Source organism: Rhizobium sp. 05L419 (assembly GCF_056397845.1).
On sequence record NZ_JBFTOF010000003.1, the window covers coordinates 69,926 to 94,367 of the forward strand.

At 61.0% G+C, this 24,442-nt stretch carries 25 protein-coding genes and 1 tRNA gene; 10 read left to right on the forward strand and 16 right to left on the reverse strand.

Features of this window, described 5'->3' with window-relative positions:
- Positions 1 to 45: 45 nt before the first annotated feature.
- From AC1DMK_RS04400 to AC1DMK_RS04430, 7 genes are all read right to left on the reverse strand, one after another.
- Positions 46 to 121: transfer RNA gene (locus AC1DMK_RS04400), tRNA-Lys, on the reverse strand.
- 123 nt (positions 122 to 244) lie between these two features.
- Positions 245 to 1,156: a PhzF family phenazine biosynthesis protein gene (locus AC1DMK_RS04405; protein WP_037066164.1), complete on the reverse strand. Its 912-nt coding sequence runs from the start codon at positions 1,154 to 1,156 to the stop codon at positions 245 to 247.
- A gap of 66 nt (positions 1,157 to 1,222) precedes the next feature.
- Positions 1,223 to 1,969 carry an NUDIX hydrolase gene (locus tag AC1DMK_RS04410; protein WP_037066165.1) on the reverse strand — a complete coding sequence of 249 codons (747 nt, stop codon included), beginning with the start codon at positions 1,967 to 1,969 and terminating at the stop codon, positions 1,223 to 1,225.
- The gene (locus AC1DMK_RS04415; RefSeq protein WP_477857363.1) at positions 1,966 to 3,075 is read right to left on the reverse strand and encodes an endonuclease/exonuclease/phosphatase family protein; all 1,110 of its coding nucleotides are present in this window, start codon (positions 3,073 to 3,075) and stop codon (positions 1,966 to 1,968) included. The genes AC1DMK_RS04410 and AC1DMK_RS04415 overlap by 4 nt, the downstream gene beginning before the upstream one ends.
- A 70-nt stretch (positions 3,076 to 3,145) precedes the next feature.
- Positions 3,146 to 4,174, reverse strand: coding sequence for an ABC transporter ATP-binding protein (locus tag AC1DMK_RS04420; RefSeq protein ID WP_037066167.1), 1,029 nt, complete (start codon positions 4,172 to 4,174; stop codon positions 3,146 to 3,148).
- Positions 4,162 to 5,856, reverse strand: a complete 1,695-nt coding sequence (locus AC1DMK_RS04425; RefSeq protein ID WP_477857365.1) for an ABC transporter permease — start codon at positions 5,854 to 5,856, stop codon at positions 4,162 to 4,164. Before AC1DMK_RS04425 ends, AC1DMK_RS04420 begins: the two co-directional genes overlap by 13 nt.
- Before the next feature lie 14 nt (positions 5,857 to 5,870).
- A complete protein-coding gene (locus AC1DMK_RS04430; protein ID WP_477857367.1) occupies positions 5,871 to 6,848 on the reverse strand; it encodes an ABC transporter substrate-binding protein in 978 nt (325 codons plus the stop codon).
- Between the two features lie 170 nt (positions 6,849 to 7,018).
- Between AC1DMK_RS04430 and AC1DMK_RS04435 the strand changes: the two genes are divergently transcribed.
- A complete protein-coding gene (locus AC1DMK_RS04435) occupies positions 7,019 to 8,077 on the forward strand; it encodes an aldo/keto reductase (protein ID WP_477857369.1) in 1,059 nt (352 codons plus the stop codon).
- 121 nt (positions 8,078 to 8,198) lie between these two features.
- On the opposite strand, the gene AC1DMK_RS04440 is transcribed toward AC1DMK_RS04435, so the two are convergent.
- Positions 8,199 to 9,422, reverse strand: a complete 1,224-nt coding sequence (locus AC1DMK_RS04440; RefSeq protein ID WP_037066171.1) for an aminotransferase-like domain-containing protein — start codon at positions 9,420 to 9,422, stop codon at positions 8,199 to 8,201.
- Between the two features lie 216 nt (positions 9,423 to 9,638).
- Positions 9,639 to 10,130 (reverse strand): YidB family protein, encoded by a 492-nt coding sequence (locus tag AC1DMK_RS04445; protein WP_477857370.1) that lies wholly within the window; start codon positions 10,128 to 10,130, stop codon positions 9,639 to 9,641.
- A 143-nt stretch (positions 10,131 to 10,273) separates the two neighbouring features.
- Between AC1DMK_RS04445 and AC1DMK_RS04450 the strand changes: the two genes are divergently transcribed.
- Both AC1DMK_RS04450 and AC1DMK_RS04455 read left to right on the forward strand, forming a co-directional pair.
- Positions 10,274 to 10,531, forward strand: coding sequence for a GlsB/YeaQ/YmgE family stress response membrane protein (locus tag AC1DMK_RS04450; protein ID WP_037066173.1), 258 nt, complete (start codon positions 10,274 to 10,276; stop codon positions 10,529 to 10,531).
- Positions 10,532 to 10,636: 105 nt separating this feature from the next.
- On the forward strand, positions 10,637 to 11,224 hold the full coding sequence (locus tag AC1DMK_RS04455; protein WP_477857372.1) for a class I SAM-dependent methyltransferase: 588 nt from the start codon (positions 10,637 to 10,639) through the stop codon (positions 11,222 to 11,224).
- Between the two features lie 49 nt (positions 11,225 to 11,273).
- Here the strand turns inward: AC1DMK_RS04455 and ilvC are convergent, their stop codons facing one another.
- The 3 genes from ilvC to AC1DMK_RS04470 all read right to left on the reverse strand — a co-directional run bounded on the left by ilvC (position 11,274) and on the right by AC1DMK_RS04470 (position 14,100).
- The gene (ilvC, locus tag AC1DMK_RS04460) at positions 11,274 to 12,293 is read right to left on the reverse strand and encodes a ketol-acid reductoisomerase (protein WP_037066175.1); all 1,020 of its coding nucleotides are present in this window, start codon (positions 12,291 to 12,293) and stop codon (positions 11,274 to 11,276) included.
- A 52-nt stretch (positions 12,294 to 12,345) separates the two neighbouring features.
- Entirely contained in the window at positions 12,346 to 13,011 is a 666-nt protein-coding gene (locus AC1DMK_RS04465) for a TetR/AcrR family transcriptional regulator C-terminal domain-containing protein (protein WP_477857374.1), read from the reverse strand.
- Between the two features lie 180 nt (positions 13,012 to 13,191).
- The gene (locus tag AC1DMK_RS04470; RefSeq protein ID WP_037066177.1) at positions 13,192 to 14,100 is read right to left on the reverse strand and encodes an AraC family transcriptional regulator; all 909 of its coding nucleotides are present in this window, start codon (positions 14,098 to 14,100) and stop codon (positions 13,192 to 13,194) included.
- A gap of 195 nt (positions 14,101 to 14,295) precedes the next feature.
- Here AC1DMK_RS04470 and AC1DMK_RS04475 point away from each other — a divergent pair, with 195 nt between their 5' ends.
- Positions 14,296 to 15,339 (forward strand): NAD(P)-dependent alcohol dehydrogenase, encoded by a 1,044-nt coding sequence (locus AC1DMK_RS04475; RefSeq protein ID WP_477857376.1) that lies wholly within the window; start codon positions 14,296 to 14,298, stop codon positions 15,337 to 15,339.
- A 26-nt stretch (positions 15,340 to 15,365) separates the two neighbouring features.
- Here AC1DMK_RS04475 and AC1DMK_RS04480 read toward each other — a convergent pair whose 3' ends face one another.
- Entirely contained in the window at positions 15,366 to 16,631 is a 1,266-nt protein-coding gene (locus tag AC1DMK_RS04480) for an NAD(P)/FAD-dependent oxidoreductase (RefSeq protein ID WP_477857378.1), read from the reverse strand.
- A 148-nt stretch (positions 16,632 to 16,779) separates the two neighbouring features.
- The gene (locus AC1DMK_RS04485; RefSeq protein ID WP_037066180.1) at positions 16,780 to 17,244 is read right to left on the reverse strand and encodes an Lrp/AsnC family transcriptional regulator; all 465 of its coding nucleotides are present in this window, start codon (positions 17,242 to 17,244) and stop codon (positions 16,780 to 16,782) included.
- Positions 17,245 to 17,403: 159 nt separating this feature from the next.
- Between AC1DMK_RS04485 and AC1DMK_RS04490 the strand changes: the two genes are divergently transcribed.
- The 4 genes from AC1DMK_RS04490 (at position 17,404) to AC1DMK_RS04505 (ending at position 21,070) form a co-directional block, all read left to right on the forward strand.
- A complete protein-coding gene (locus AC1DMK_RS04490; RefSeq protein WP_477857380.1) occupies positions 17,404 to 18,123 on the forward strand; it encodes an aspartate/glutamate racemase family protein in 720 nt (239 codons plus the stop codon).
- 67 nt (positions 18,124 to 18,190) lie between these two features.
- Positions 18,191 to 19,108 carry a bifunctional helix-turn-helix transcriptional regulator/GNAT family N-acetyltransferase gene (locus AC1DMK_RS04495; RefSeq protein ID WP_477857382.1) on the forward strand — a complete coding sequence of 306 codons (918 nt, stop codon included), beginning with the start codon at positions 18,191 to 18,193 and terminating at the stop codon, positions 19,106 to 19,108.
- Between the two features lie 61 nt (positions 19,109 to 19,169).
- On the forward strand, positions 19,170 to 19,787 hold the full coding sequence (locus AC1DMK_RS04500) for a TetR/AcrR family transcriptional regulator (RefSeq protein WP_477857384.1): 618 nt from the start codon (positions 19,170 to 19,172) through the stop codon (positions 19,785 to 19,787).
- Positions 19,788 to 19,861: 74 nt separating this feature from the next.
- The gene (locus AC1DMK_RS04505) at positions 19,862 to 21,070 is read left to right on the forward strand and encodes an MFS transporter (RefSeq protein WP_477857386.1); all 1,209 of its coding nucleotides are present in this window, start codon (positions 19,862 to 19,864) and stop codon (positions 21,068 to 21,070) included.
- Positions 21,071 to 21,073: 3 nt separating this feature from the next.
- On the opposite strand, the gene AC1DMK_RS04510 is transcribed toward AC1DMK_RS04505, so the two are convergent.
- Positions 21,074 to 21,493, reverse strand: a complete 420-nt coding sequence (locus tag AC1DMK_RS04510) for a winged helix-turn-helix transcriptional regulator (RefSeq protein ID WP_037066190.1) — start codon at positions 21,491 to 21,493, stop codon at positions 21,074 to 21,076.
- A 120-nt stretch (positions 21,494 to 21,613) separates the two neighbouring features.
- Here AC1DMK_RS04510 and AC1DMK_RS04515 point away from each other — a divergent pair, with 120 nt between their 5' ends.
- Complete coding sequence (locus AC1DMK_RS04515; protein ID WP_477857388.1) at positions 21,614 to 22,501, forward strand: SDR family oxidoreductase; 888 nt, start codon at positions 21,614 to 21,616, stop codon at positions 22,499 to 22,501.
- Positions 22,502 to 22,557: 56 nt separating this feature from the next.
- Here the strand turns inward: AC1DMK_RS04515 and AC1DMK_RS04520 are convergent, their stop codons facing one another.
- Positions 22,558 to 23,310 (reverse strand): pyridoxine 5'-phosphate synthase, encoded by a 753-nt coding sequence (locus AC1DMK_RS04520; protein ID WP_477857390.1) that lies wholly within the window; start codon positions 23,308 to 23,310, stop codon positions 22,558 to 22,560.
- Between the two features lie 427 nt (positions 23,311 to 23,737).
- On the opposite strand from AC1DMK_RS04520, the gene AC1DMK_RS04525 reads away from it, so the two are divergent.
- Positions 23,738 to 24,427 (forward strand): MerR family transcriptional regulator, encoded by a 690-nt coding sequence (locus AC1DMK_RS04525; RefSeq protein WP_477857392.1) that lies wholly within the window; start codon positions 23,738 to 23,740, stop codon positions 24,425 to 24,427.
- Positions 24,428 to 24,442 lie beyond the last annotated feature (15 nt).

Sequence of the window (24,442 nt, forward strand, 5' to 3'; positions counted from 1 at the left end):
TGTACAAGGCGCCATCCGCTTAATGTATTCATATCATTGAGAAAATGGTGGGTGATGTAGGGCTCGAACCTACGACCCGCTGATTAAGAGTCAGCTGCTCTACCAACTGAGCTAATCACCCGTAACCGCTTCGTCTCGCGGTGTGAGAGGGCGTATAAACAGGATCGCTGGGCTTGTCTAGCGCCCTTCCGAAAATTCTTCGATCAATCTCGATTTTTTTGTGCATGGCTGAAATGCAATGAAATCAAAGGTCCAGCATGCCGCTTGCGAGACGCACCGCCTGGCCGCCGATACGGGCGTTCGAGATCGCGCCTCCTTCGACGTCCATATGCAGATGGATGAAGGAAGGTCGCCCCATCTCCACGCCCTGTTCGATCATCATGCCGTGGTGGCCGTCCGTCAGGCGGTCGAAATGATGGATCGCGCCGGATAGTGCTGCCGCGGCCGAACCCGTTGCCGGGTCTTCCAGAATGCCCATGCCACTGCCGAACATGCGCGCATGGAACTTCGCCACATGGTTCACTCCGCCGCGGCAGTAGATGTACGCAGAGGCGAGCGCGCCGTCGACGAAGGGGACCATCGCTTCCCATAGCTGCGGATCGAAATCCAGACTCCGCGCTGCGCCGACATCGTGCACGGGCACCATGAGGAACGGCACCCCAGCGGTCCAGAGCGACGGCACATGGTTCTCAAATCCGATCTCCATCGTCTTCAGCGAAAGAGCCTTTGCGATGCCGGCTCTGTCGAGCGGCATATTGATCTGCTGGGATTTGCGCGGCAGGTCGAACTCGGCGAAGCTCGCCTCGCCAACGCTCAGCCGCACGGCACAGCGCACCGGCCCGACGTTCTCCTCGAGGACACACACGAGATCCATCGTGGTGTCGCCATGCTGCTTTTCGGCAAGAGCGATCGCGCCGCCGACGGTCGGATGCCCCGCGAACGGCAGTTCCCGGCCGGGCGTAAAGATGCGGATCCTGGCAGTATAGGCGGGATTGTCGGAGGCCTGAACAAAGACCGTTTCGGAAAGGTTCAATTCCTTGGCGATCGCCTGCATCGCCTCGTCGCTCAGACCGTCTCCATCGAATATCACAGCAAGCGGATTGCCCGCCAGCCTGCGGTCGGTGAACACGTCATAGACGCTGTAGCTGCGCGCCACATCGGCCTCCTTGTCTCGGGTCCTCGTGTCGCCAAACTGCCCGACCGCCGAACCGAGCGCAAGGCGTTACGTGAGCCCGTTCTGATGGAAGTACCAATCGATGACGGGAAGCATGGCGACGTTGTAGGGATAGGCTGCGGGATCCGACGAACGGATTGCCACGGCACCTGCAATCTCCTTGTCTTCGGCGACCAGCATGTGTGCATGGATCTTCGCGATCATATCGTCGGCGCTAAGATCGAAGCGGAAAAGCCGCAGCACGGTGACAGTGCGTCTGTTGTGGCTCGCGAAATACCGGTCACCCCCGCGCGCCTCCAAAAGGTCGAGCCCGGTCTCCTCCAACACTTCGCGGCGCATATTGCTCGCGATGTCGCAACACCCATCCGAGACGTCCTCGGGTTCCAGCGAACCGGCCGCGAAATAGACTTGCCCGGGGTTGGCGGTGTGTGGCCCCATGCGGATCGCCACGAGCGCGCCGTCGGATGTTTCCAGGACCGGATAGGCAAAAAGGTGAATGCCGCCCAGCCGCTTGGGCTGCCTGCGCCACCACATGAAGGTTGAGAACGGAATGACATGGCTCTCGCCAGCGATGCCGTCATCGCTGAGCGATAGCCGCTTCTGGAAGATCATGCGGCCATCGAAGAGCGCAGGGTTCGCAGCCGTTTCCCTCGCCCAGTTTTCCGCGACCGCGTCCCGTTCGGCGATAGCGAAGGGATGATCGCCGGGCAGCACCCTGAGGTCAAGGCCCGCGATCGGAAACACGGTCTGCTCCGGCGGCCAGCCGATGAAGTCTTCCGAGAAACACACGTTCATATCAGATCCAATGTCATGACGACGGGGCAATGATCCGAGGCCTTCGGCCGATCCCAGCCCGTTCGGGGATAGCGTTCGACCTCCTGCCCCGGTGGAAATACCGTGCGGTAGGGCTGGCCATACCGGATGATCTCCGGAAGCCGCCCCGCGTTCGTCTTCGCAAGCGCCGGAGACAGCCAGAGGTAATCGAGCTGGCACAGCCACTGCTCATCCGGGCCGCGCGCATGGTAGAGCGTCCAGCGGTCTAGGGGATCGCGGCGGCGAACCACGTTTTCGGCAAAGTCGTCCTGACTGAAAACGTCAAGCGCGCTCTCGCTTTCAATTTGATGCTGGAACGAGTAGCCGGTGCGGCGGCGGCCGATCACGTCGACGCGCTCCTGGTAGTCGTTCATGTCTCCGCAGATGACGAAGCGCTTGCTGGACGTCTGGTCGGCTCCGAAGCGATCTTCGATGATGCGGCGCACCGCCCTCGCCTCGGCGCGCCGGATGGGCATGGTGTAACGGCGACCGTCGAGCCCCTCGCGGGGACCTCCCATCGACTTGAAATGCACGACATACAGCGTCATCGGCACACCGCCGATCAAAAGGTCGAGCTCCAGGCAGTCACGCTTGAATATCTTGTCGTCGATATGATTCGTCGCGGCCAGCGCGTCGTCGAAGAGGCCGAGGCTGCGATAGGTCGTCATCGCGTGGCTCTTGATCTCCTTGAGTTCGATCTTCTGGCCGTCCCTCGTCTCCTCGCGCATCAAGACGGCGACATCGATGCCCCGGCTGTCGTTTCCCTCGACCAGATACTTCTGCCGATAGCCGGTTCCCACCATGCGGAACAGGTAGCCGTATTCGAAGGCCTGCAGCGCCTCCATGTTGTCGATTTCCTGCAGGCAGAGGATATCCGCATCCGCATCGGCGATCGCCAGTGCCGTCATCTGCCGGGTATCGTCCGTCGAGGCGATCACACGGGCCTGCTCGAGCTGCTGGTAGACACCTTCGCTGCGAACTTCGAAAAGCTTGATGACGCGGTCCTGGCGCAGCTGGTTGCGGAACCCGGTAAAGTCGAAACGCGTCATGAGGTTTTCGACGTTGAACGTAGCAATGCGTAGCGACATCAGGCATTTCCGGTTGGCATTGCGACATTAGTAGAGACGAACGCCCGGTTCGGAAAGACCCGGTCGACCATCACAATCGCCAGGCGCTGCGAATGACCACCCGCACCTCGTCGCCGATCCGCAGCGGCAAGCGGCTGAAGGCACGCAGTGTCTGGCCATCGAAGAGGCGCAGCCTGGCAGCGTAGCGCTCGCCCTCATAAAGGACGGACGCCACGGTCGCCGTTACGCCTTCTGCGTCGAGCACGACGTCCTCCTGCCGGACGAGAATATCCGCCTTGCGAGCATTGCACTCATCCGCGGCCATCAGCGGCGCAATCGTGTCCCAGCCGAGACGCCTGATATCACCGGCCGGAGACGGAAGCGAAAGGATCGCCCCGCGCCCGATCAAACCACCGACAATGCGGCCTTCCGGGCAGGCGTAGATCTCGGCCGGCGGCGCCACCTGCAGCAACTGCCCTTCCGACATCACGGCCACATCGGTGGCAAGCGCCATGGCCTCGCTCTGGTCATGCGTGACATAGATCATCGTCGCGCCGGACCGCTGGTGGAATTCGCGAAACGTCTCCTCCATCTCCTGCTTCAGATGCCGGTCGAGATTGGCGAGCGGCTCGTCGAGCAGCACAACGTCGGGCGATGTCACCAGGCAGCGCGCCAGAGCCACCCGCTGCCGCTGCCCGCCCGAAAGATTGGCGGGGCGCCGCTGCGCGCAGTCTGCTAGCCTGACCGTGGAAAGCGCCTCGCGCACCTTCTGCCGATACGCTTCGCCGGAGATGCCCCTCACCTTAAGGGGGTAGCCGACATTGTCGGCGACGCTCATGTGCGGCCACAGCGCGTAGGACTGGAACACCATTGCCATGTTGCGCCGTTCCGGCGGCAGCGATTGCGCGGCATCGGCAAGCAGGCGCTCGCCGAAATGGATCGATCCATCCGTCGGCGTCTCGAACCCGGCGATCATGCGCAGCACTGTCGTCTTGCCGCAGCCGGAAGGACCGAGCAGCGCCAGAAAGCCGCCTTCGCGCACATCGAGCGAAAGATCGCTGACGGCCGCGCGTCCGGTGCCGAAATCCTTGGTTAGCCGGTTGAGGATCAGCTTCGCCACGGCACCACTCCCCTCGGCAGACGCTTTGCCATGAGCTCAAGGAGCAGCATCATGAAAACGACCATGAGGACGACGAGCACCGAGAGGGCGGATGCCAGATCGGAGCTGCCGCTGTCATCGAGGTTGTAGATCGCGACACCGAGCGTCTGCGTCCCCGCCGACCAGAGAAGCGCCGAGATGGTGAGTTCGTTGCAGGCGATCAGGAAGACGAGGATGACCGACGCACCGGCCGCCGGCGCGATCAGCGGCACGATAACGTCCTTCAAGCGGCGGAAAAAGCCGGCGCCGGACAGCCGCGCCGCCTCCTCAAGCGCCGGATCGAGCTGATGGAAGGCGCTGACGACCGGCTTCAGGCTGACGGCGAAGAAGCTCGACAGGTAGGCAACGAGGATGATCCAGATCGTGCCGTAGAGCGTCACATGGAAGACGGGTATCGGCGCTGCAAAAACAAGGATGAACGACACCGCGACGACGATGCCGGGCAGCGAATACGGTATCTCGATCGCGCTGGAAACGACGCGGCTCAGCGCATCCCTCCGTCGGCTCAGGGCGTAGGCTGTCAGCACGGTCACCACCAGGAGACAAATGGCCGTGCCTGCGGCAAGCGAGATCGAATTGGCAAACGCCGTCCGCGTCACCGACTGTCGGAAGAGGATTTCATAAAAGGCATTGAACGACATCGTCTTGAACGTCAGCGGCACGCCGTAGGCGGGCACCAGGGCGCCGGCAAGCAGTGCGAAGAAAGGTGCCGCAAACATCAAGAACACCGTCAACCAGAGAAGCGGCGCAGCGAGAAACCTCCAAAGGCCGAGCTCGAAGGTCGCCGTCGCGCCGGATAGGCCAAGCGTACGATGGTCGCGGCCGCGCAGCGCCCGATCCTGAACGGCAAGCCCTGCGACGGAGATCATCGCAATGATCGCCGATAGCAGCGCCACCTCGCCAAAAGTCCGGCTTGTGAAGGCCGAAAACTTCGTAAAGATCAGCGTCGGCAGGGTGTAGATCGACGCCGGAATGCCGAGAATGGCAGGAATACCGAAATTTCCGGTGCAAGAAACGAAGGAGATCGCCGCGCCCGCTATGATCCCGGGCAGCGACAGCGGCATGATGATGTCGCGAAAGACACGCAGGCTCGAAGCGCCCGCAAGGCGCGCCGCCTCGACCCCGTCGCGCGGCAGAGCCATCAAGCCTGCGCGCAACGCCAGATAGACGAGCGGCGCGTGCTGGACGCCATAAAGCAGCGCAATTCCACCGACCGAGTAAAGCGGTTGCGGCGAGCCGAGCGGCGCAGCGATATGCAGAGCCTTCAGCAGAGGGCTCGATGGCCCCGACATCTGCACCCAGGCAAGAGCGGTGACTTGCGGCGGAATCATCATCGGCAACACGAAGAGGAAGCTGAGCACGCCCTTTCCGCCTATGTTCGTGAGGGTCAGAACGAAGGCGAAGGCGCAGCCGATGACGAGTGATATGATGGTGCCGAGAACGGCGGTGACAACCGTGTAGTACGTCGCCGACCAGAGTGCCGGATCCGTCAGCACGGCGATTGCACCGCCTCTGGCAAGTGCTGCAATGCCGGTCGCCGCCAGCCGCGCGAGCGGAAGCACGCTGAGGATCAGGACGACGATGACGACAAATGGAAACAGCCAGCCGGGCTGGCTGCTTCCGGGACGGTCATATCCGTACATCTCGTTTGCGGCAATCAGTTCGAGCTGTAGATGCCGGAGAAGGTCTTGAGGTCCTGATCGGTGCTCTTCAATGCTTCGGCAGCCTTGATCGGCAGCACCTTGATCGTCTCGCGCGCGGGGAAACCAGCCGGCACCGTCATGCCGTTGCGTGCCGGGATGTAGCCGAGCTTCAGGAAGCCTTCCTGGCCCTTTTCCGACAACACGTAATCCACGAACTTCTTCGCCGCATCCGCATCCTTCGTGCTCGAAAGGATGCCGACCGGCTCGGTCACGGCAGAAACGCCTTCGGCCGGGAAGACGAACTCGACTGGCGCCCCTTTCGCCTTTTCGCGGATAGGCATGTAGTCGACGATCATGCCGTAGGCCTTCTCGCCGGACGCGACAGCCTTCAAGATCGCGCCGTTGCCGCCGGCAGCCGTCGCGCCGTTGGCAGCGAGGTCCTTGTAGAAGTCCCAACCGAGGCCGTCGACGCCAGCAAGTGTCTGCGCATGGATGAGAGCGGCGCCGGAGGTAAGCGGGCTCGGCATGGTGACGAGGCCCTTCGCTTCCGGCTTCGTCAGGTCCTTCCAGCTCGTCGGCTTCAGTGAAGCTGCCGTGTTGTAGATGATGCCGGTGGTAATGAGCTTCGTGGAGTAGTAGTAGCCATCAACGTCATAAAGCGCAGCGTCGTAGTTCGCGGCTTCCGGAGACTTGTAGGCGAGCAGCTTGCCGGCATCTTTCAGGCGCTCGAGCGTCACCGTATCGGCGATCAGCAGCACGTCGGCAACCGGATTGCCGGCTTCGATCTCGGCCTGCAGCTTCGCCATGATCTTCGGCGTACCGTCGCGGACCCAGTCGACCTTGATATCGGGGTTCGCGGCCATGAAGCCATCGACGGTCGCCTGTGCGTCCTCGTTCGGCTGGCTGGTGTAGAGCACGAGGCTGGCGGCCGAAGCCGGAACGGCAAAGAGGCTTGCGGCGAGAAGTGCGGCAGCGGAAACGATGGTCTTCATGATATTGCCCTCGGGTGACGGAAGAGCGTTCCTTAGCCACGGCTGACAACATGATCGTGACAGTCGGCTTCGGCTGCGGCGGAATAGATCGGACACCCTTGACCGAACGGTGGCGCGCCTATCTTCTAGCGCGCGTTTCACGCTTTCATTTTGGAAATGGAGGAAGGTACATGGAATACCGCTTGCTCGGCCGTTCCGGCCTTAAGATTTCGACGCTGACCATGGGTACGATGACCTTTGGCGGAAAGGGCTGGGCCAAGACCGTAGGCGATCTGGATGTCGCCGAAGCACGAAGGCTGGTCGACATGTGCGTTGACGCAGGCGTCAATCTGCTGGACACGGCGGATGTCTATTCGCAAGGCGTTTCGGAGGAGATCCTTGGCGAGATCATCGGAGGGCCGCGCAAGAACGGCGTCCTCATTGCAACCAAAGCCCGTTTTCCCATAGGCAGCGGTCCGAACGACGCCGGATCGTCGCGGTATCATCTGGTTAGCGCCTGCGAAGCCAGCTTGAAGCGGCTAAAGACAGACGTTATCGACCTTTTTCAGCTGCATGAATGGGATGGCCAGACGCCACTCGAAGAGACCCTGGAGGCCCTCGACACCCTCGTCCGTCAGGGCAAGGTGCGCTACATCGGATGCTCGAACTTTTCCGGCTGGCATATCATGAAGGCACTTGGCGTCAGCGAAAGGGAGAAGCGCGAACGCTTCATCAGTCAGCAGATTCACTATACGCTCGAAGCACGCGACGCCGAATACGAGCTGCTGCCGATCAGCATCGACCAGGGGCTGGGCGTGCTCGTCTGGAGCCCGCTCGCCGGCGGCCTGCTTTCCGGCAAGCACCGCCGCAACCAGGCAGCCCCCGAAGGCACGCGCCAGTTCGCCGGCTGGACGGAACCCCCGATCCGCGACGAGAACCGCCTCTGGAACATCGTTGAGACGCTGTTATCGATCGCCGAGGAACGCAATGTTTCGGCAGCCCAGGTCGCACTCGCCTGGCTGCTCGGTCGCAGGGCCGTGACGTCGGTGATCATCGGCGGGCGCAACGAGGCCCAGTTCAGGGACAACCTTGCCGCCGGCGACATCAAGCTATCGCAGGAGGAACGCAAGCGGCTGGACGACATCAGCCTGCCGCCGCTGCTCTATCCCTACTGGCACCAGCGCAATACGGCAGCCGACAGGCTTGGTGAGGCCGACCTCGAATTGCTCGGCCCCCACTTGGCACAATAGAGCATTTCCGCTTTTCCCCGAATCGCGAAAACGCTCTAAGCTTTTGTTTTCACGCAATTGCGAACGCAAAACCGCTATGCACTTTTGCTGGAATTGCTCCTAGTGCTGCGAAATCGGCGGCCTACTTGCCGCCGATTTCGCCTGCGATCAATGCGCCGAGACGGGCGATGCCTTCTTCGATCTTGGCTTCATTGCTGGACGAGAAGCTGATGCGGAAAGTATTCTCACCCGAACCGTCTGCGAAGAACGCGCGACCGGGGACGAAGGCCACCTTCGCGGTCTCTATCGATTTCGCCAGGAGCCTTGCGCCGTCCATGCCCTTGGGAAGCGTCACCCAGATGAACATGCCGCCTTCCGGCTTGGTCCAGCTTATGCCTTCCGGCATGTATTTATCGAGCGCCGCCAGCATGCAGTCACGGCGCTTGCTGTAGGCAGCCTTGATCTTCCCAACCTGCGCGTCGAAGCCTTTCCGTGCCACCTCGGCGATCGCCATCTGGTTGATGGTCGAGGAATGCAGATCGGCAGCCTGCTTCATCAGCACGAGTTTGCGAATAACGGGTGCGTTGGCGACGACGAAGCCGACGCGTAGGCCTGGCGCCAGCGTCTTCGAGAAGCTTCCGCAATAGATCGTGCGGGTATCGTCGATATGGCCCTTCTGGGCGATCTCCAACGCCAGGATCGGCGGGACCGGCTCGCCGTCATAGCGCAGCGACTGGTATGCCGCGTCTTCGATGATCGCGATATCCATCTCGTTGGCGAGATCGATCAGCTTTTCGCGCCCGGCGAGATCGACGGTTTCGCCCGTCGGATTGGAGAAATCAGCGGACAGGTAGGCGAACTTCACCTTGCCGCCGGCTGCAGTTGCCTGCGCACGGTAGGAATCGGGCGTCCGATTGCCGTTCGGGGTCAGTTGGTCGTAGGCCGGCTCATAGGCATTGAAAGCCTGCAGCGCACCGAGATAGGTCGGCCACGTCACCAAGGCCGTATCGTTCGGCGACAGGAAAAGCTTGCCGAGATAGTCGAGACCCTGTTGCGACCCCGAGACGATGAAGACGTTGTCGAGTTCGCAGGGGATGCCGAGCGCGCCGAGCTGCGTGATCAGCCACTCCCGCAACGGCTTGTAACCCTCGCTCACCGAATACTGCAGCGCCGAGTTGACGGCAGCACTGTCGAAGATATCCGCGTAGGCCTGCTTGAACTCCCTGTCCGGAAACAGCGCCGGATCCGGAATGCCGCCCGCGAACGAAATAATGTCGGGGCGGTCGAGAAGCTTGAGAAGCTCGCGAATCTCGGAAGCGCGCATGCGCAACGAGCGGGTTGCAAAGATATTATCCCAATTCAACATGGGGCTTCCTCGTAATTTTTTGTCTTCAGGCGACAGAACCACGCAACAAATGATAAGTCAACATTACTGACCTATTTGTTTGCTACCGTGACAATTCTCAGGCCTTTTAATCCAAAAAACAGAGGACTGCGACCGGAAAAAATAGCGAGAAAAACCCTGCCGCCGAACGGAGGCAGGGCACTCTCCTCGATCGATGACAATAGGTCGAAGACCGCGTCAGGACCGAAACAAGGCAGCAATCTGATCCCGGCTCGGAAGCTGTCCCTGCGGCGTCAGTTTGTCCACCACGCCAGGCAGAACGGTCGAAAGCTGGTTTAGCAGTTCCTGCTCGCTGATCCCTGCCTGACGAGCCAGGTCGCTGATGGTCTGCGAGCCGAGTGCGCTTTCCAGGTTGCCGGGCGCGATGGGCTTGTTCTGGCCGGGCTTGACCCAGGAATCGACAGTGTCGCCTTGACCTGCCTCTGCCAGCTTGCCGAGCAGGCCGCCAAGCCCTCCCGCCAAGCCCCCAAGCCCGCCAAGTCCTCCCGCCAGACCCCCAAGACCGCCAGGCAGACCGCTGTCGCCGGCCTGCGGATTTGCCTGTTGCGCAGCCGGATCTTCCTGGGCTTTGCCACCGCCCAGAAGCTTGCCGACAAGCAAGGCGCCGAGCGCGATCATGATCGGTTTTGATATGCTGCCGCCGGGGACGGCGTCGTCAAAGATACCCACGCTATTCTCCTTTTCGGTTTTCTTGGCAAGAGGAGTGAAACAACAGCATAGGCTCCGGCTGAGCCTTGAATTTCTGATCCATCCATTTAGCTTAAATGTGGAGATGGTCGGAATATTCGACCAATCAAGGAGGGGAATGAGAGATGTCTGTTATCGGGTGGATTATTCTTGGCCTCATCGCCGGCTTTATTGGCAGCAAGATCGTCAACAAGAGCGGTTCCGGAATGCTCATGGACATCGCTCTCGGCATCGTCGGAGCGATAGTCGGCGGCGTCATCTTCACGTTTTTCGGGGCTGCCGGCGTAACGGGCTTCAATATCTATAGCCTCGTCGTCGCGGTCATCGGCGCTGTCGTTGTCCTCTGGCTCTATCACGCATTCAGCGGGCGGCGCTCCATATAAAGTCATCTTGCACCGCGTTGCGATAGACGAGCATCCTTGCCTCGTGCGTCAACGACGACAACGTCGTATCGTGGCAACAGCCATGACCGACGAAATAGAACAGCTATGCCAGAAGAGACGACGTCTTCCTTCTATAGAGATAACGCGGCAACCTATGCCACGCGGGAACGCACCTTGCCGGTCAGCCGCCTCGACGCTTTCCTGTCGATGCTGCCTCCAGGCGCGGCCGTGCTCGAACTCGGCTGCGGCGGTGGTCAGGACAGCGCCTACATGCTGTCCAGGGGTTTCGACGTCACGCCGACGGATGGTTCCGCGGAACTTGCAACTCAGGCGGAGGCGCTTCTTGGACGCCCTGTAAAGATCATGGCGTTCGAAGAACTCGACGCGGAAGACGCTTTCGACGGCGTGTGGGCCGAAGCAAGCCTGCTACATGTACCGCGCGCAACCTTGCCTGACGTCATCGAGCGCATCAGAAGAGCCCTGAGGCAGGGGGGCGCCTTACACGCCACCTTCAAGGCCGGTCACATCGAGGGGTACGATGGCTTTGGGCGCTACTACAATTACCCATCCGCCGACTTGCTCTCCGGCATGCTGAACCGCGGCGGTTGGCGCGACGTCATCGTCAGCGCGAGTGACGGCAGCGGCTACGACGGCAAGCCGACGTGCTGGCTCGCATTGCGGGCTCAAAAGTAAAAGGCCGGAGCTTTCGCCCCGGCCTCCATTCCTGCCAAAGCAGAAAAGTTCAGTTGACTGACTTGTCGACCAGCTTGTTCTTGCCGATCCAGGGCATCATGCCGCGCAGCTTGGCGCCGACTTCTTCGATCTGGTGGCTGTCGTTCATGCGGCGGATGCCCTTGAAGCGCGATCCGCCGGCCTTGTATTCCTGCATCCAATCGGAGGTGAACTTGCCGGTCTGGATGTCCTTGAGGACGCGCTTCATTTCAGCCTTGGTTTCAGCGGTGATGATGCGTGGGCCGGAGACGTATTCGCCCCATTCAGCCGTGTTCGAGATCGAGTAGTTCATGTTGGCGATACCGCCTTCATAGATCAGGTCGACGATGAGCTTCACTTCGTGCAGGCACTCGAAGTAGGCCATTTCAGGCGCGTAGCCCGCTTCAACCAGCGTCTCGAAGCCGGCGCGGATCAGCTCGACGAGACCGCCGCAGAGAACGACCTGTTCGCCGAAGAGATCGGTTTCGCACTCTTCGCGGAAGTTGGTTTCGATGATGCCCGAACGGCCGCCACCAACGCCACAAGCGTAGGAGAGAGCAAGTTCAAGCGCGTTGCCCGATGCGTTCTGGTGAACGGCAACGAGGCAGGGAACGCCGCCGCCCTTCTGGTATTCGCCGCGGACCGTGTGGCCCGGACCCTTCGGCGCAATCATGACGACGTCGAGCGAAGCCTTCGGCTCGATGAGGCCGAAGTGAACGTTGAGGCCGTGTGCGAAAGCGATCGCAGCGCCGTCGCGGATGTTGCCGGCGATATCTGCCTTGTAGATGTCTGCCTGAAGTTCGTCAGGCGTCGCCATCATCAGGAGGTCGCCCCACTTGGCAGCGTCGGCAACCGTCATGACCTTGAAGCCGTCGGCCTCTGCCTTCTTGATGGTCGGCGAGCCGGCCTTGAGAGCGATGACAACGTTCGCATGGCCGCTGTCCTTGAGGTTCAGCGCGTGCGCACGGCCCTGGGAGCCGTAGCCGACGATGACGACGTTCTTGGACTTGATGAGGTTGAGGTCAGCATCACGATCGTAATAGACGCGCATTTGAATTGTCCTTCCCTTTGCTTGTCTTGTTGACTGTCAGTAAAAAGCGAAATCAGCCGATAGCGGGCATGTCTGCCAATGCTTTTTCGGTGCCGTAGAGCCGGAGAAACGAGGTCACCGCCCTCTCCGCCTGACGAGCGGTATCCTTGACGCCGGAATCGCCAAGGAGCATACGCACGTGCAGATCGGAAACGATCAGGCCATAGAGCGTATGATACGCCTCGTCGGCGTCGGAAAAACGCAGTAGTCCGGCGCGCTTGCCGGAATCGATCAAACCCATCGCACGACGGTCGATCTGGCGTCGTCCGCGCTCAAGTAGAAGCTTGCCGAGCTTGGAGCCATCGCGCGGCGACTGGCCGATGGCGAGCCTGTTCAGCGCCAGCGAAACGTCGCCCGCCAGAACATCGAGCAGATCGCGCGAGAAAATGACGAGATGGTCATGCAGGCTGGTCGTCGTCAGCCGCTCACCATTGCGCTCGAAGGTCCTGACCTTGCTCGCCTGATAGGCGATCATCGCCGACAGCAGCCCGTCGCGGTCGCCGAACCATTTGTAGAGGCTTTCCTTGGAGCAGTTTGCAGCGCGCGCAACACCCGATGTCGTCAGCGCCTTTTCGCCGCCGTCGACGAGCAGCCGCAGCGCCTGCTCCAGAACGGCGTTCTGGCGCGGCGAAAATTCGCTGGGCTCCAAGTTTTCGACGGACACGACGCAAGCTCCCAATAAGTACCGTACGGTACGGTTCGTGCGCTTTATGCTGCAAAGTCCCTGTCCCGTCAAGCACGACCTGAAGAAATTTATCGCAATGGACCGCCGTCGAGATCGACGGCGAACGCATGGCAATCCGGCCGATCACGGCAATCGATCTCTTGCCATACGATGCGGCTCACGCGGCCGACCGCGCTACTCCGCAGCGATGGATTCCCGCAGCGTATCAAGGTCACGCAGCGGCGACAGGCCGTAGAGACGGCCGTATTCGCGACTGAATTGCGATGGGCTCTGGTAGCCCACGCGAAATCCCGCAGTCCCGACATCAAGTCGCTCTACAAACATCAGGCGCCGCGCCTCGTGCAGCCGAAGCTGCTTCTGGTATTGCACGGGCGTCATCGCGGTCACCGATTTGAAGTGATGGTGGAAGGACGAGACGCTCATGTTGACGCGTTCGGCGAGTTCCTCGATGCGAAGCGGCCGCGAGAAATTCTCGCGCAGCCAGCCGACGGCACGGGCGATCTTGTTTCCCTGGCTTTCCGCCATCGCGATGTTGAGAAGTCGCGGGCCGTCGGGACCTGTCAGGATGCGATAGAGAATTTCCTCCTCGATCAGCGGCGCCATCGCGGCAATGTCGTCGGGACGATCAAGCAGCCGCAGCAGCCTGACGGCAGCGTCAAGCAGCTCGGGCGGCGCGATATTGACGGCCATGCCGCGAAGCCCCGTCTTGTCGGTCGCCTGCCGCGGAACCTCGACGCGCCTGAGCAATGCCGACAGCTTTTCCGCATCGATCGCGAGCGCAAGGCAGAGATGCGGTAATTGCTCGCTCGCTTCCGTGACCCTTGACGCCACCGGCAGGTCAAGGGAAGTCAGCAGATAGTCGCCCGTCCCGTAGCTCAGCGTTTCCGTGCCAAGACGCAGGCTCTTTGCGCCCTGCAGCACCAGCGCAAAACACGGACGGTAGGCTGTATGCAGCGGCTCCGTCGGCCGCGTCCGGCGGCTCACGAAGAGATTGTCGACGGCCGTCGCAAACTCGCCGTCACCAGGGGCAAACCGCGCAGCAATGGAGGCTATTTCCCCATAGGAACCGAAAGGCAAAGTCATGCGAGAAAATCCGTGTTTTGAAGCAATCGGAGACGCTTTTATCTAAGGTAAATTTGCGCGCCTGCAAGCAGGCAGCAGGCTGACATTTGCAGGATTGTGCAAAAAGCTAGGAGGATCACTCTAACGCATCTGGCCGCGTTTGGCCCATAAGTCTCAGCATCCGAACCACCCCACCCAGATATATGGAGTTTTCCAATGGCTATCGCAAAAGGCTATGCCGCCACTGATGCCTCGAAGCCGCTGACGCCGTTCACGTTCGAGCGTCGCGAGCCCAATCCGGACGATGTCGTCATCGACATCAAGTTTGCTGGCATATGCCATTCCGACATCCATACCGTTCGCAACGAATGGAAGAATGCGGTCTACCCGATCGTTCCCGGCCACGAGATCGCCGGCATCGTTTCCGCCGTCGGCTCGGCCGTCACGAAGTTCAAGGTCGGCGACCGCGTCGGCGTCGGCTGCTTCGTCGATTCCTGCGTCGGTTGCGCTAACCGCGACCTCGACAACGAGCACTACATGCCGGGTCTGGTGCAGACCTATAATAGCGTCGAAGCCGATGGCAAGACGGCGACCCAGGGCGGCTACTCCGACTCGATCGTCGTCAAGGAAGGCTATGTCCTGTCGATCCCGGAGAACCTGCCGCTCGACGCGTCAGCGCCGCTGCTGTGCGCCGGCATCACGCTATATTCTCCGCTGCGCCACTGGAATGCCGGCCCCGGCAAGAAGGTCGCCATCGTCGGCATGGGCGGACTTGGCCATATGGGCGTGAAGCTTGGTGCGGCCATGGGCGCAGAGATCACCGTCCTCTCGCAGACTCTTTCGAAGAAGGAAGACGGTCTGAAGCTCGGCGCCAAGGAATACTACGCAACAAGCGACGCATCGACCTTCGAAAAACTTGCGGGCACCTTCGACCTGATCATCTGCACCGCCGGCGTTGCGATCGACTGGAACGCCTACCTCGGCCTTCTCAAGGTCAACGGCTCGATGGTCATCGTCGGCGCGCCGGAACATGCCATCCCGGTCCACGCCTTCTCGCTGATCCCGGGTCGCAAGAGCCTGTCCGGCTCGATGATCGGCTCGATCAAGGAAACGCAGGAAATGCTCGACTTCTGCGGCAAGCACAACATCGTGTCGGAGATCGAGAAGATCAACATCCAGCAGGTCAACGAGGCCTACGAGCGCGTGCTGAAGAGCGACGTGCGCTACCGCTTCGTCATCGACATCGCCTCRCTGGCGTAAGACATATGGCGGCTCTCCGGAGCCGCCTAACTCTCGTCCCGCATGGTTTCCTTCTGCGTGATCAGCCGAGCGCTATGCTGGCCGCTGAGGTAGATCCACAGCCAGCTCCAGGCGACGGCAAAGCGCGAGCGTGTGCCAATGAGGAAGTAGATGTGGGCGATGCCCCATATCCACCAGGCAATTCCCCCCTTCAGCTTGATCCTGCCGAAGTCGACGATCGCCGCACTCTGGCCGATCGTGGCCAGACTGCCTTGATGCCGATAGCGGAACGGCGCCGGTGCGGCCTTGCCCTCAACCCGCGCCCGGATGACCTTGGCCGCATAGGAGCCCTGCTGCTTCGCCGCCGGTGCGATGCCGGGCACCGGCGTTCCGTTGTCCTGCAGGACAGACGCCGTATCGCCGATGACGAAAACCTCGGGCAACCCGGGTGCCGTCAGATCTTTTCCGACAACGACGCGCCCTGCCCGGTCGGCACCGACTGCCAGCCACTTCGCCGCCGGCGACGCCTGTACGCCGGCCGCCCAGACGATCGTCCGGCTCGCAATGAACTGCTCGCCGATCTGCACGCCCTCGGCCGAGCAATTCGTCACCGGCTGCCCGAGACGGACCTCGACGCCCAGATCCTCGAGTACCTTCTGCGCATAGGCCGAGAGCTCCGGAGCGAAACTCGCAAGCACGCGTGGGCCGGCCTCTACCAGGACCACCTTCGTCTTGCGGGTATCGATGTTGCGGAACTCCCGCGGCAGCGTCTTGTGCGCCAGGTCGGCGATGATGCCCGCGAGCTCGACGCCGGTCGGACCTGCGCCGACGATGGTGAAGGTCAAGAGGGCATCGCGCATAGCCGGATCGGTCGCGGTCTCCGCACGCTCGAAAGCAAGCAGCAGGCGCCTGCGGATCGTCGTCGCATCTTCAAGGGTCTTCAGTCCGGGTGCAACAGGCTCCCACTCGTCACGCCCGAAATAGGCATGCGTCGCACCGGTGGCGAGAACAAGCGTATCGTACGGCAAGATCGTTCCGTCGCGCAACGTGACCTCTCGTGCGGCAGTGTCGACGCTGGAAACCTCGCCGAGTAGCGTCGTGACATCCGGTCGATCGCTATAAAGACGGCGGATGGGCCAGGCGATCTCCGACGTCGAAAGAATGGTCGTCGCGACCTGGTAGAGCAACGGCTGGAAGAGATGATGATTGCGCCGATCGACCAGCGTGATGCCTACACCTGCGCCTTTTAGATCATTCACCAATTGAAGGCCGCCGAAGCCGCCGCCAACGACGACGACGTGATGGTCGCTCATGATCTGCCCTTTCGCTCTATGGCATTCGCCGCGACCATGTCATTGATGGAGCACCGCTTTCAACAGTCGTTTGGGCATAGCTCGCCTGCACTGGCCGCTTGCGCATCGATCGCGCCGGTCTCTGCCGAAGGCGATCTGCCGCGCGGCCTCAGACAGCGTAACCGACCGGGATCGAGCTGCCGCCTTTCAGCAGTTCCATGGAGATCGACGCCGAAACGTCGAAGAGCTCGATCTTGCGGACGATCTGCTTGTAGATGACGTCATAATGCTCGACACGGGGCAGCACGATCTTGAGCACGTAGTCCTGATTGCCCGTCAGGCGATGGGCCTCCACGATCTCGGGAATATCGGCAATGACCCTGCGGAACTTGTCGATCCACTCGTCCGAATGATGCGCGGTCTTGATCAAAGCGAAGACGGTCGTCGGAACGCCCATTTTCTCGCGGTCGAGAACGACGATCCGCCGCGCGATGTGACCGCTCTCCTCAAGCCGCTGAATGCGGCGAGAGCAGGCGGAAACGGAAAGTGCCACGTGTGCGGCGAGATCCGTCACCGAAATGCCGGCATCCGCCTGCAGAAACTCCAGGATTCGTCTGTCGCGTTCATCCAGCATCGCATCTCCTGTCGAGCACGCTTGTTTTTTGCACAATATTCCAAAACGACGCGAATATCTACCGCCGTCCCGGCAATAGCGACAAACAACGCGAACCGTTTGCGTCAAATTCCATGCATCATTGCCAAACAAGATCACCACTACGGGAGGAATAGGGAAATGCGGACAATCGGCTTGATCGGCGGTATGAGCTTCGAGAGCTCCGCGGTCTACTATCGCTTGATCAACGAGATGGTGCGCGAACGCCTCGGCGGCCTCGCCTCTGCCGAACTGGTGATGCATTCCGTCAACTTCGAAGAAATCGTCGCCTTGCAGAAGGCCGGCAATTGGGATGGTGCGGCCGCGCGCCTCGGCGACGTCGCGCTGCGTCTGCAGATAGCTGGCGCACGCAGCGTTCTCATCTGCACCAACACGATGCACCTGATTGCCGATCAGGTCGCAGCGCGGATCTCCGTGCCGCTCATCCATATCATCGACGAAACGGCAACCTCGCTGATGGCCGCCGGCCGCAAGCGTCCGCTGCTTCTCGCGACGCGCTACACCATGGAGCACGGCTTTTATGCCGAACGCATGAAGGGCCTCGGCGTCGATATCATGGTGCCAGACGCAGCAGACCGCACGACCGTCCACGACATCATCTTCAACGAGCTCTGCGCCGGCAAGGTTGTCGACAGCTCGCGCCGGAAGCTGCTGGAGATAATCGAGCGCGAACGGGCAAAGGGTGCCGACAGCATCATTCTCGGCTGCACGGAAATCTGCCTGATCCTTGATCCGAACCGCCTCCCCCTGCCTGGCTTCGACACGACCGAGATTCACGCAAAGGCCGCAGTCGATTTCGCGCTCGCTCAGGGAGCGATGGCGGAAACCGTCGCGGCATAGCCAGAAGAATTTAGTTGACTCAGTCAACTATTTACAGGACAAAATCTCCCACAAGGAGATTTTGTCCATGTCCGATTCCGCGCTCGTCGAGGCCGCTCGCGATTTCAATCGCTTCTACACCAATTTCCTCGGCGTCTTGAACAAGGCCTATCTCGATACGCCCTACACGCTGACCGACGCGCGCGTTCTGTTCGAGATCGGCTCGCACGACGGCATCAGCGCGGTAACGCTTGCGCGCGATCTTCAGCTCGACCCTGCCTATCTCAGCCGCATCCTCAAGCGCTTCCGCGCTGAGATTCTGATCGAGACGAAGCCCGATCCCGCCGACCTGCGCAGCCAGATCATTTCTGTCACAGACAAGGGACGCACGCAGTTTCAGGAACTTGGCAGGCGCTCCAGCGCCCAGATTGCCGAACGATTTGACGGCCTCGCGCCTGGCGAGCCCCAGAGTATCGTCGCCGCCATGACGACGATCCGCACACTGCTGGCTCCGAAGGCGGCGCCGGCTCTCGCCACCATCCGCGCCCATCGCCCCGGTGACTTCGGCTGGATCATACAAAGCCAGGCAAAGGCTTACACCGAGGAGTATGGCTGGAATATGCGCTTCGAAGGCCTTGTTGCAGAGGTCGCGGGCAAATTCCTCAACAATTTCGATCCTGAGTTGGAATACTGCTGGATCGCCGAGCGCGGCGGCATAAACGTCGGCTCGATCGTGATCGCCAATGGCGGCGACGGCGTTGCCAAGCTGCGGCTTCTCTACGTCGACAAGGCAGCACGCGGGCTTGGGCTGGGCAGGACGCTGGTGGATGAGTGCATCCTCTTTGCCAAGGCCAAGAGGTATCGCCAGATATCGCTTTGGACCAACGACATCCTGCATGCGGCCCGAAGCATCTACGTCAAGACCGGCTTCCGCCTCGTCTCCGAGGAGAAACACCGCATGTTTGGCCCGCAGGAGAACGGCCAGACCTGGGTTCTGGATTTGTGAGCTTGCTGCATCGCAAAAGTTTCACTTGATTTGGAAACGATCATTTCCTAATTAGGTCGTTATGACCTCAGCGACGGCAGATGAAAAGTCAAAGACCCGCGGACGACCACGGGCGTTCGATATGGACGCGGCGCTCGACAAGGCTCTGCGCGTGTTCTCCGAACGCGGCTATCACGCCGCCTCCATCAGCGAACTGACCGACGCCATGGAGCTTGCATCCGGAAGCGTCTACAAGGCCTTCAAGGACAAGCGGGGCATCTTCCTGGCGGCCTTCGATCGCTACCGCTCGGTCCGTCGCAATCTGCTTGATGCACGAATGGCAAAGGCCGCGACAGGCCGTGAAAAGATCCGGGCAGTCCTGACGTCCTATGCCATTTCGTCTCACGGCGAATCCGGCAGGCGCGGCTGTCTGGTCGTCGGCAGCGCCAATGAACTGGCAATACTCGACGCGGAAGCCGCCGACCGCGTGGCAGCGGCGTTCCACGCCAACGAGAAGCTCATTCTCGATCTTCTTCGCCTCGGTCAAAGCGATGGCTCGATCTCCAAGAACATCGACATCGCGACGACCGCCCGGGCGCTGCTTTGCCTGACAAAAGGCATGCGCATCGTCGGAAAAACCGGACGCACAGGGGAGGAGATGGCCGCCGTCGCTGCGGCAGCCATGAAGCTTCTCGACTGACCTCATCCATCGGGAAGCGGCTGGCCGCTCCCGCAGACCGCAACGATCATCCGATCGCCCCACCGGAGCCCAGCATGAGCCTGTCTGCCGCAACGCGAGAAACCGTCGCCGCCCCGTCGATCTCGCCCCTGATGACCTTCTTTTTCGCCGCTGCCTGCGGGCTTGTGGCTGCCAATCTCTATTACGGCCAGCCGCTTGCCGGGCCGATCAGTGCATCACTGGGATTCAGCCCGGCGGCCACCGGCCTCATCGTGACACTGACCCAGATCGGCTATGGCCTTGGCCTGCTGCTGATCGTCCCGCTCGGCGATCTGCTCGAAAACCGCAAGCTCGTGCTGACGTTGATCGCCACCTCCGCCATCGCCCTTGTCGGCGCGGCCCTGTCGTCGACGCCGATGATGTTCCTGATCGCCTCGCTCTGCATCGGCCTGTCATCCGTCGCGGTGCAGGTGCTCGTTCCCTTTGCCGCGAACATGGCACCGGATGCCACACGCGGACGCGTCGTCGGCAATGTCATGAGCGGTCTGCTCTGCGGCATCATGCTCGCGCGTCCCTTCGCCAGCTTCCTGGCCGAAGCCACCTCCTGGCACATGGTCTACTTCGTGACTGCGGCGGTCATGATCCTGCTGGTCGTCATCCTGCGCGCAAACCTGCCGGTTCGTGTCCCGCACACGAAATTGAGCTATGGCCAACTGCTGGCGTCGATGGCGCATCTCGCCCTGCATTCGCGCGTGCTGCAGCGCCGGGCACTTTATCAGGCCGGCATGTTCGGCGCATTCAGCCTGTTCTGGACGACGACGCCGCTATTGCTTGCGGGACCGGAATTCGGCCTGACGCAGAACGGCATCGCACTCTTTGCGCTGGCGGGCGCAGCGGGCGCAATCGCTTCCCCGATCGCAGGGCGCCTGGCCGACCGCGGCCTGACGAAAATCGCTTCTGCGCTGGCAATGCTGTTTGGAATGGCGGCATTCCTCGTCGGCCACTTTGCAGCGGACGGCTCGACAACGGCCCTGCTGCTGCTGACTGCCGCTGCAATTCTTCTCGATTTCGGCGTGACGACCAATCTTGTCGTGGGCCAGCGCGCGATCTACGCGATCAGCGCGGAACACCGCAGCCGCCTCAACGGCCTCTACATGGCGACGTTCTTTGCCGGCGGCGCATTCGGCTCCGCCATTGGCGGCTGGGCCTTTGCAACGGGCGGTTGGGCGATGACGGCCTGGATCGGCCTCTGCTTCCCCGCCTTCGCTTTCCTGCTGTTCCTGACGGAAGGTCGGCGCCGCTGATCCTCAGATCGAGGTTTGATCGAAACGAACACGGGCGGCGCGAACAGCACCATGGTTCGCCTCCGCCCAGTTCAGCAGCAGAGCCAGCGTCGTGTAAAGCGAGCGCCCGAGTTCTGTCATCCGGTATTCGACACTCGGCGGCTTTGTCGGAAACACCTCGCGCTCGACATAGCCGTCACGCTGCAGATCCCGCAGCGTTTGCGTCAGCATGCGCTGCGAGATATCCGGAATCATCCGCCTCAGTTCACCGAAGCGATAGGGCCGCTGCGACAGCGCTTCGAGCATCAGCGTCGACCATTTGCCGCCGATCTGCTGCATCATGTCCCGAACAGGGCAATTGTTGAAATCGAGACTGCTGAGATCGACCTCACGCCGGATTGCGGCTGCAGCCTTGCTCTTCAGGTTGACGACGGCGCCGCTCATGCGTTGGTTCCCTTTTGGTAACGTACAGCCTAAAAACTGCCTCCTTTACAGCGCCTCGTCAATTCCTATTTTAGTGCTAGTCTCTTTTTGAGACCCGCAATCGAACCTAAAGGTAAAGACATGAGCGACACGATTCTCATCACCGGCGCGGCAGGCCAGCTCGGCCAGCGCGTCATTCATCACCTGCTAGAAACTTACAAGGTTCCGGCGGCCAACCTCATCGCCGCCACACGCGACCCCGTCAAGCTCGCCGGCCTCGCCGCCAAGGGCGTCACAATCCGCAAAGCCGACTTTGATGACGCGTCGTCGCTCACGGCCGCATTCGATGGCGTCGATCGCCTGCTCATCATCAGCACCGACGCGCTCGCCGTTGCCGGCCAGCGCCTCAAGCAGCACACGGCCGCCGTCCAAGCCGCGGTCAAGGCCGGCGTCAAGCACATCGCCTACACATCCATGCCCTCTCCCGACAAGTCGCTCGTCACCTTCGCGCCGGATCATCTCGGCACCGAAAACGCGGTTAAGGCAAGCGGCCTGCCATACACGATCCTGCGCAACGCCTGGTACATGGACAATTACCTCCACGGCATGCCGCACAATTTGCAGGCCGGCAGCTGGTATACGGCATCAGGCGACGGCAAGGTGGCCAATATCTCCCGCGAAGATTGCGCCTCGGCGATCGCCGCCGCCCTCGCGTCGGGCACGAGCGACAGTGCGACATACACGCTGACCGGAAGTGAATCGCTGACCGCGGATCAGATCGCCGCTGTTGTCGCGGACGCTGTCGGCAAGCCACTCGCCGCCGTGAAGGTGACCGATGAACAGCTGGGCAAGGGCCTGCGCGGCGCCGGCCTGCCAGACTTCGTCGCCGATATGCTGGTATCTGCCGACGCCAACATCCGCGCCGGCAATTTCGACCTGGTCACCGGCGACTTCACGAAGCTCACCGGCAAACAGCAGGAAAAGCTCAAGGACTTCTTCGTGGCGCACAGGGCGGCACTCACCGTCTGATGTCGTACAGGCTCGCCCTGCACTCTGCGGGGCGGGCTTTCTCGATGGAAGATTGCCTAGATCTTCTGTCCGCAAGCACGGCAGAACCGGCGAACGGTTTCGGCCATGCCGTATTCCAGAGCGTCCGCAGTCAGCCCGTGTCCGATGGAGACTTCCGCGAGCTTCGGGATGCGCTTCACCAGCAGCGGCAGGTTGGCGACCGTCAGATCATGGCCTGCATTGACACCAAGCCCGAGCGCCAGAGCAGCATCGGCCGTCTTGCCCAGCGCTTCGAGAATAGGCGCTGCCTTCTCCGGCGCATCATAGCAGCCGCCATAGGGACCTGTGTAAAGCTCGATCCGGTCGGAGCCCACCGCCTTAGCGATCGCCAAAGCTTCGGCATCGCCGTCGCCATCGGCAAACAGCGAGACGCGGGTGCCCGTTGCCTTCAGACGCGCAATAACGCCAGTCAGGAAATCCCGGTTCTTGCGAAAATCCCACCCGTGGTCCGACGTTGCCTGCGACGGATCGTCGGGCACCAGCGTGACCTGCTCCGGAGCAGCGCTCGCGCAGATGTCCAGAAACTCGTCCGTCGGATACCCCTCGATGTTGAACTCTGCATGCGGGAACTCGTCATCGATCAGATTGCGGATGACTGGAAGATCGGAAAAGCGAATGTGGCGCTGGTCCGGCCTCGGGTGAACGGTCAGTCCGCTCGCCCCCGCCTTAAGCGCTATTCGTCCCAGTTCTTCGACGCTCGGCCAGGGCAAATCACGGCGATTGCGTAGCATGGCGATGGCGTTGAGATTTACGGAAAGCTTGGTCGGCATGGCGAGATTCCATTGAAACGAAGGCTGCAACGCTTTTAAGCCAAGCACGCGATCAGGGCCAACGAGATTCGTGCATGAATGCATGTGAATTTCTGATGATCGGCACAACTTTCGCACGCAGAACGGAACAAAGTAAATTCCGTTCCGTTTCACCTGATGAAACGATTAGATCGCAAAATTCCAGCTATTTCTAACCAAAGAGACCGCCAGTAGGGCAATCTGTCGGCGACATTGCTCTATTATTTAAAAGTGATTATTTTTAACACTAACAAATCAGCTACTCCACGCATAACCTAACCACAATGCATCGCCACGGCGCACCGGCCGTTGCTACAAAAACCAAAGGACCGTCTAGAGGAAACCCCGTTCGACCGCGCCCACATCTCCGCACTGCGCAAGCTGCACGATGTGCACAACAGGAGGGTTCATGGCCGATAGATACAAGCACACGCTTTCTGCAGGCGTTTCCGCGCTGGCGCCGCCGGCACACAGATTCCTGCCGTCAGCCGCGTTGCCGCCGGATCTGCCACACGGAAAAGTGCCGATCGCCGACATGGCCAACGCGTTTGGGGTAACGCATAGGACATTGCATTTTTACGAGGAAAAAGGACTGATCGCATCGAGCAGGATCGGGCTCATGCGCGTGTATCATCCGACCGATGTCATGCGAATGGCAGTGATCAACGTCTGCCGCGAAGCGGGCATGGCAGTGGCCGTCATCCAGGAACTGATGAATGATCTTTGCCAATCGACGTCGCAGGAAGACGCCGATGCCGTGTTTCACTCCGCATTGACATCCCGCAAGCGTGAGCTCTGCGCCGAGATGTCCACTCTCCACCGTCAGCTCCAGCAGGTCAGCGAGCTCCTGGAAGACGGCAATGACAAGGACGATATGCCGCTCAACGACAACCTGTCGGAACACGCCTTGACCGACCAGGAGCGGCGGTGTCTGGTCCTGATGGCCGAGGGCCTGTCGACCCACCGTCTTGCACGTGCGCTTGGCCTGAAGGAGGACGAAGCAAAGTCCATCGAGACAGCAATCATCGGCAAACTCCGGGCCCACAACCGCTTTCAGGCGATCGCCAAGGCCGTGTTGCTCGGCGTCGTCCAGGTCTGAATCGACCAGCCCCTA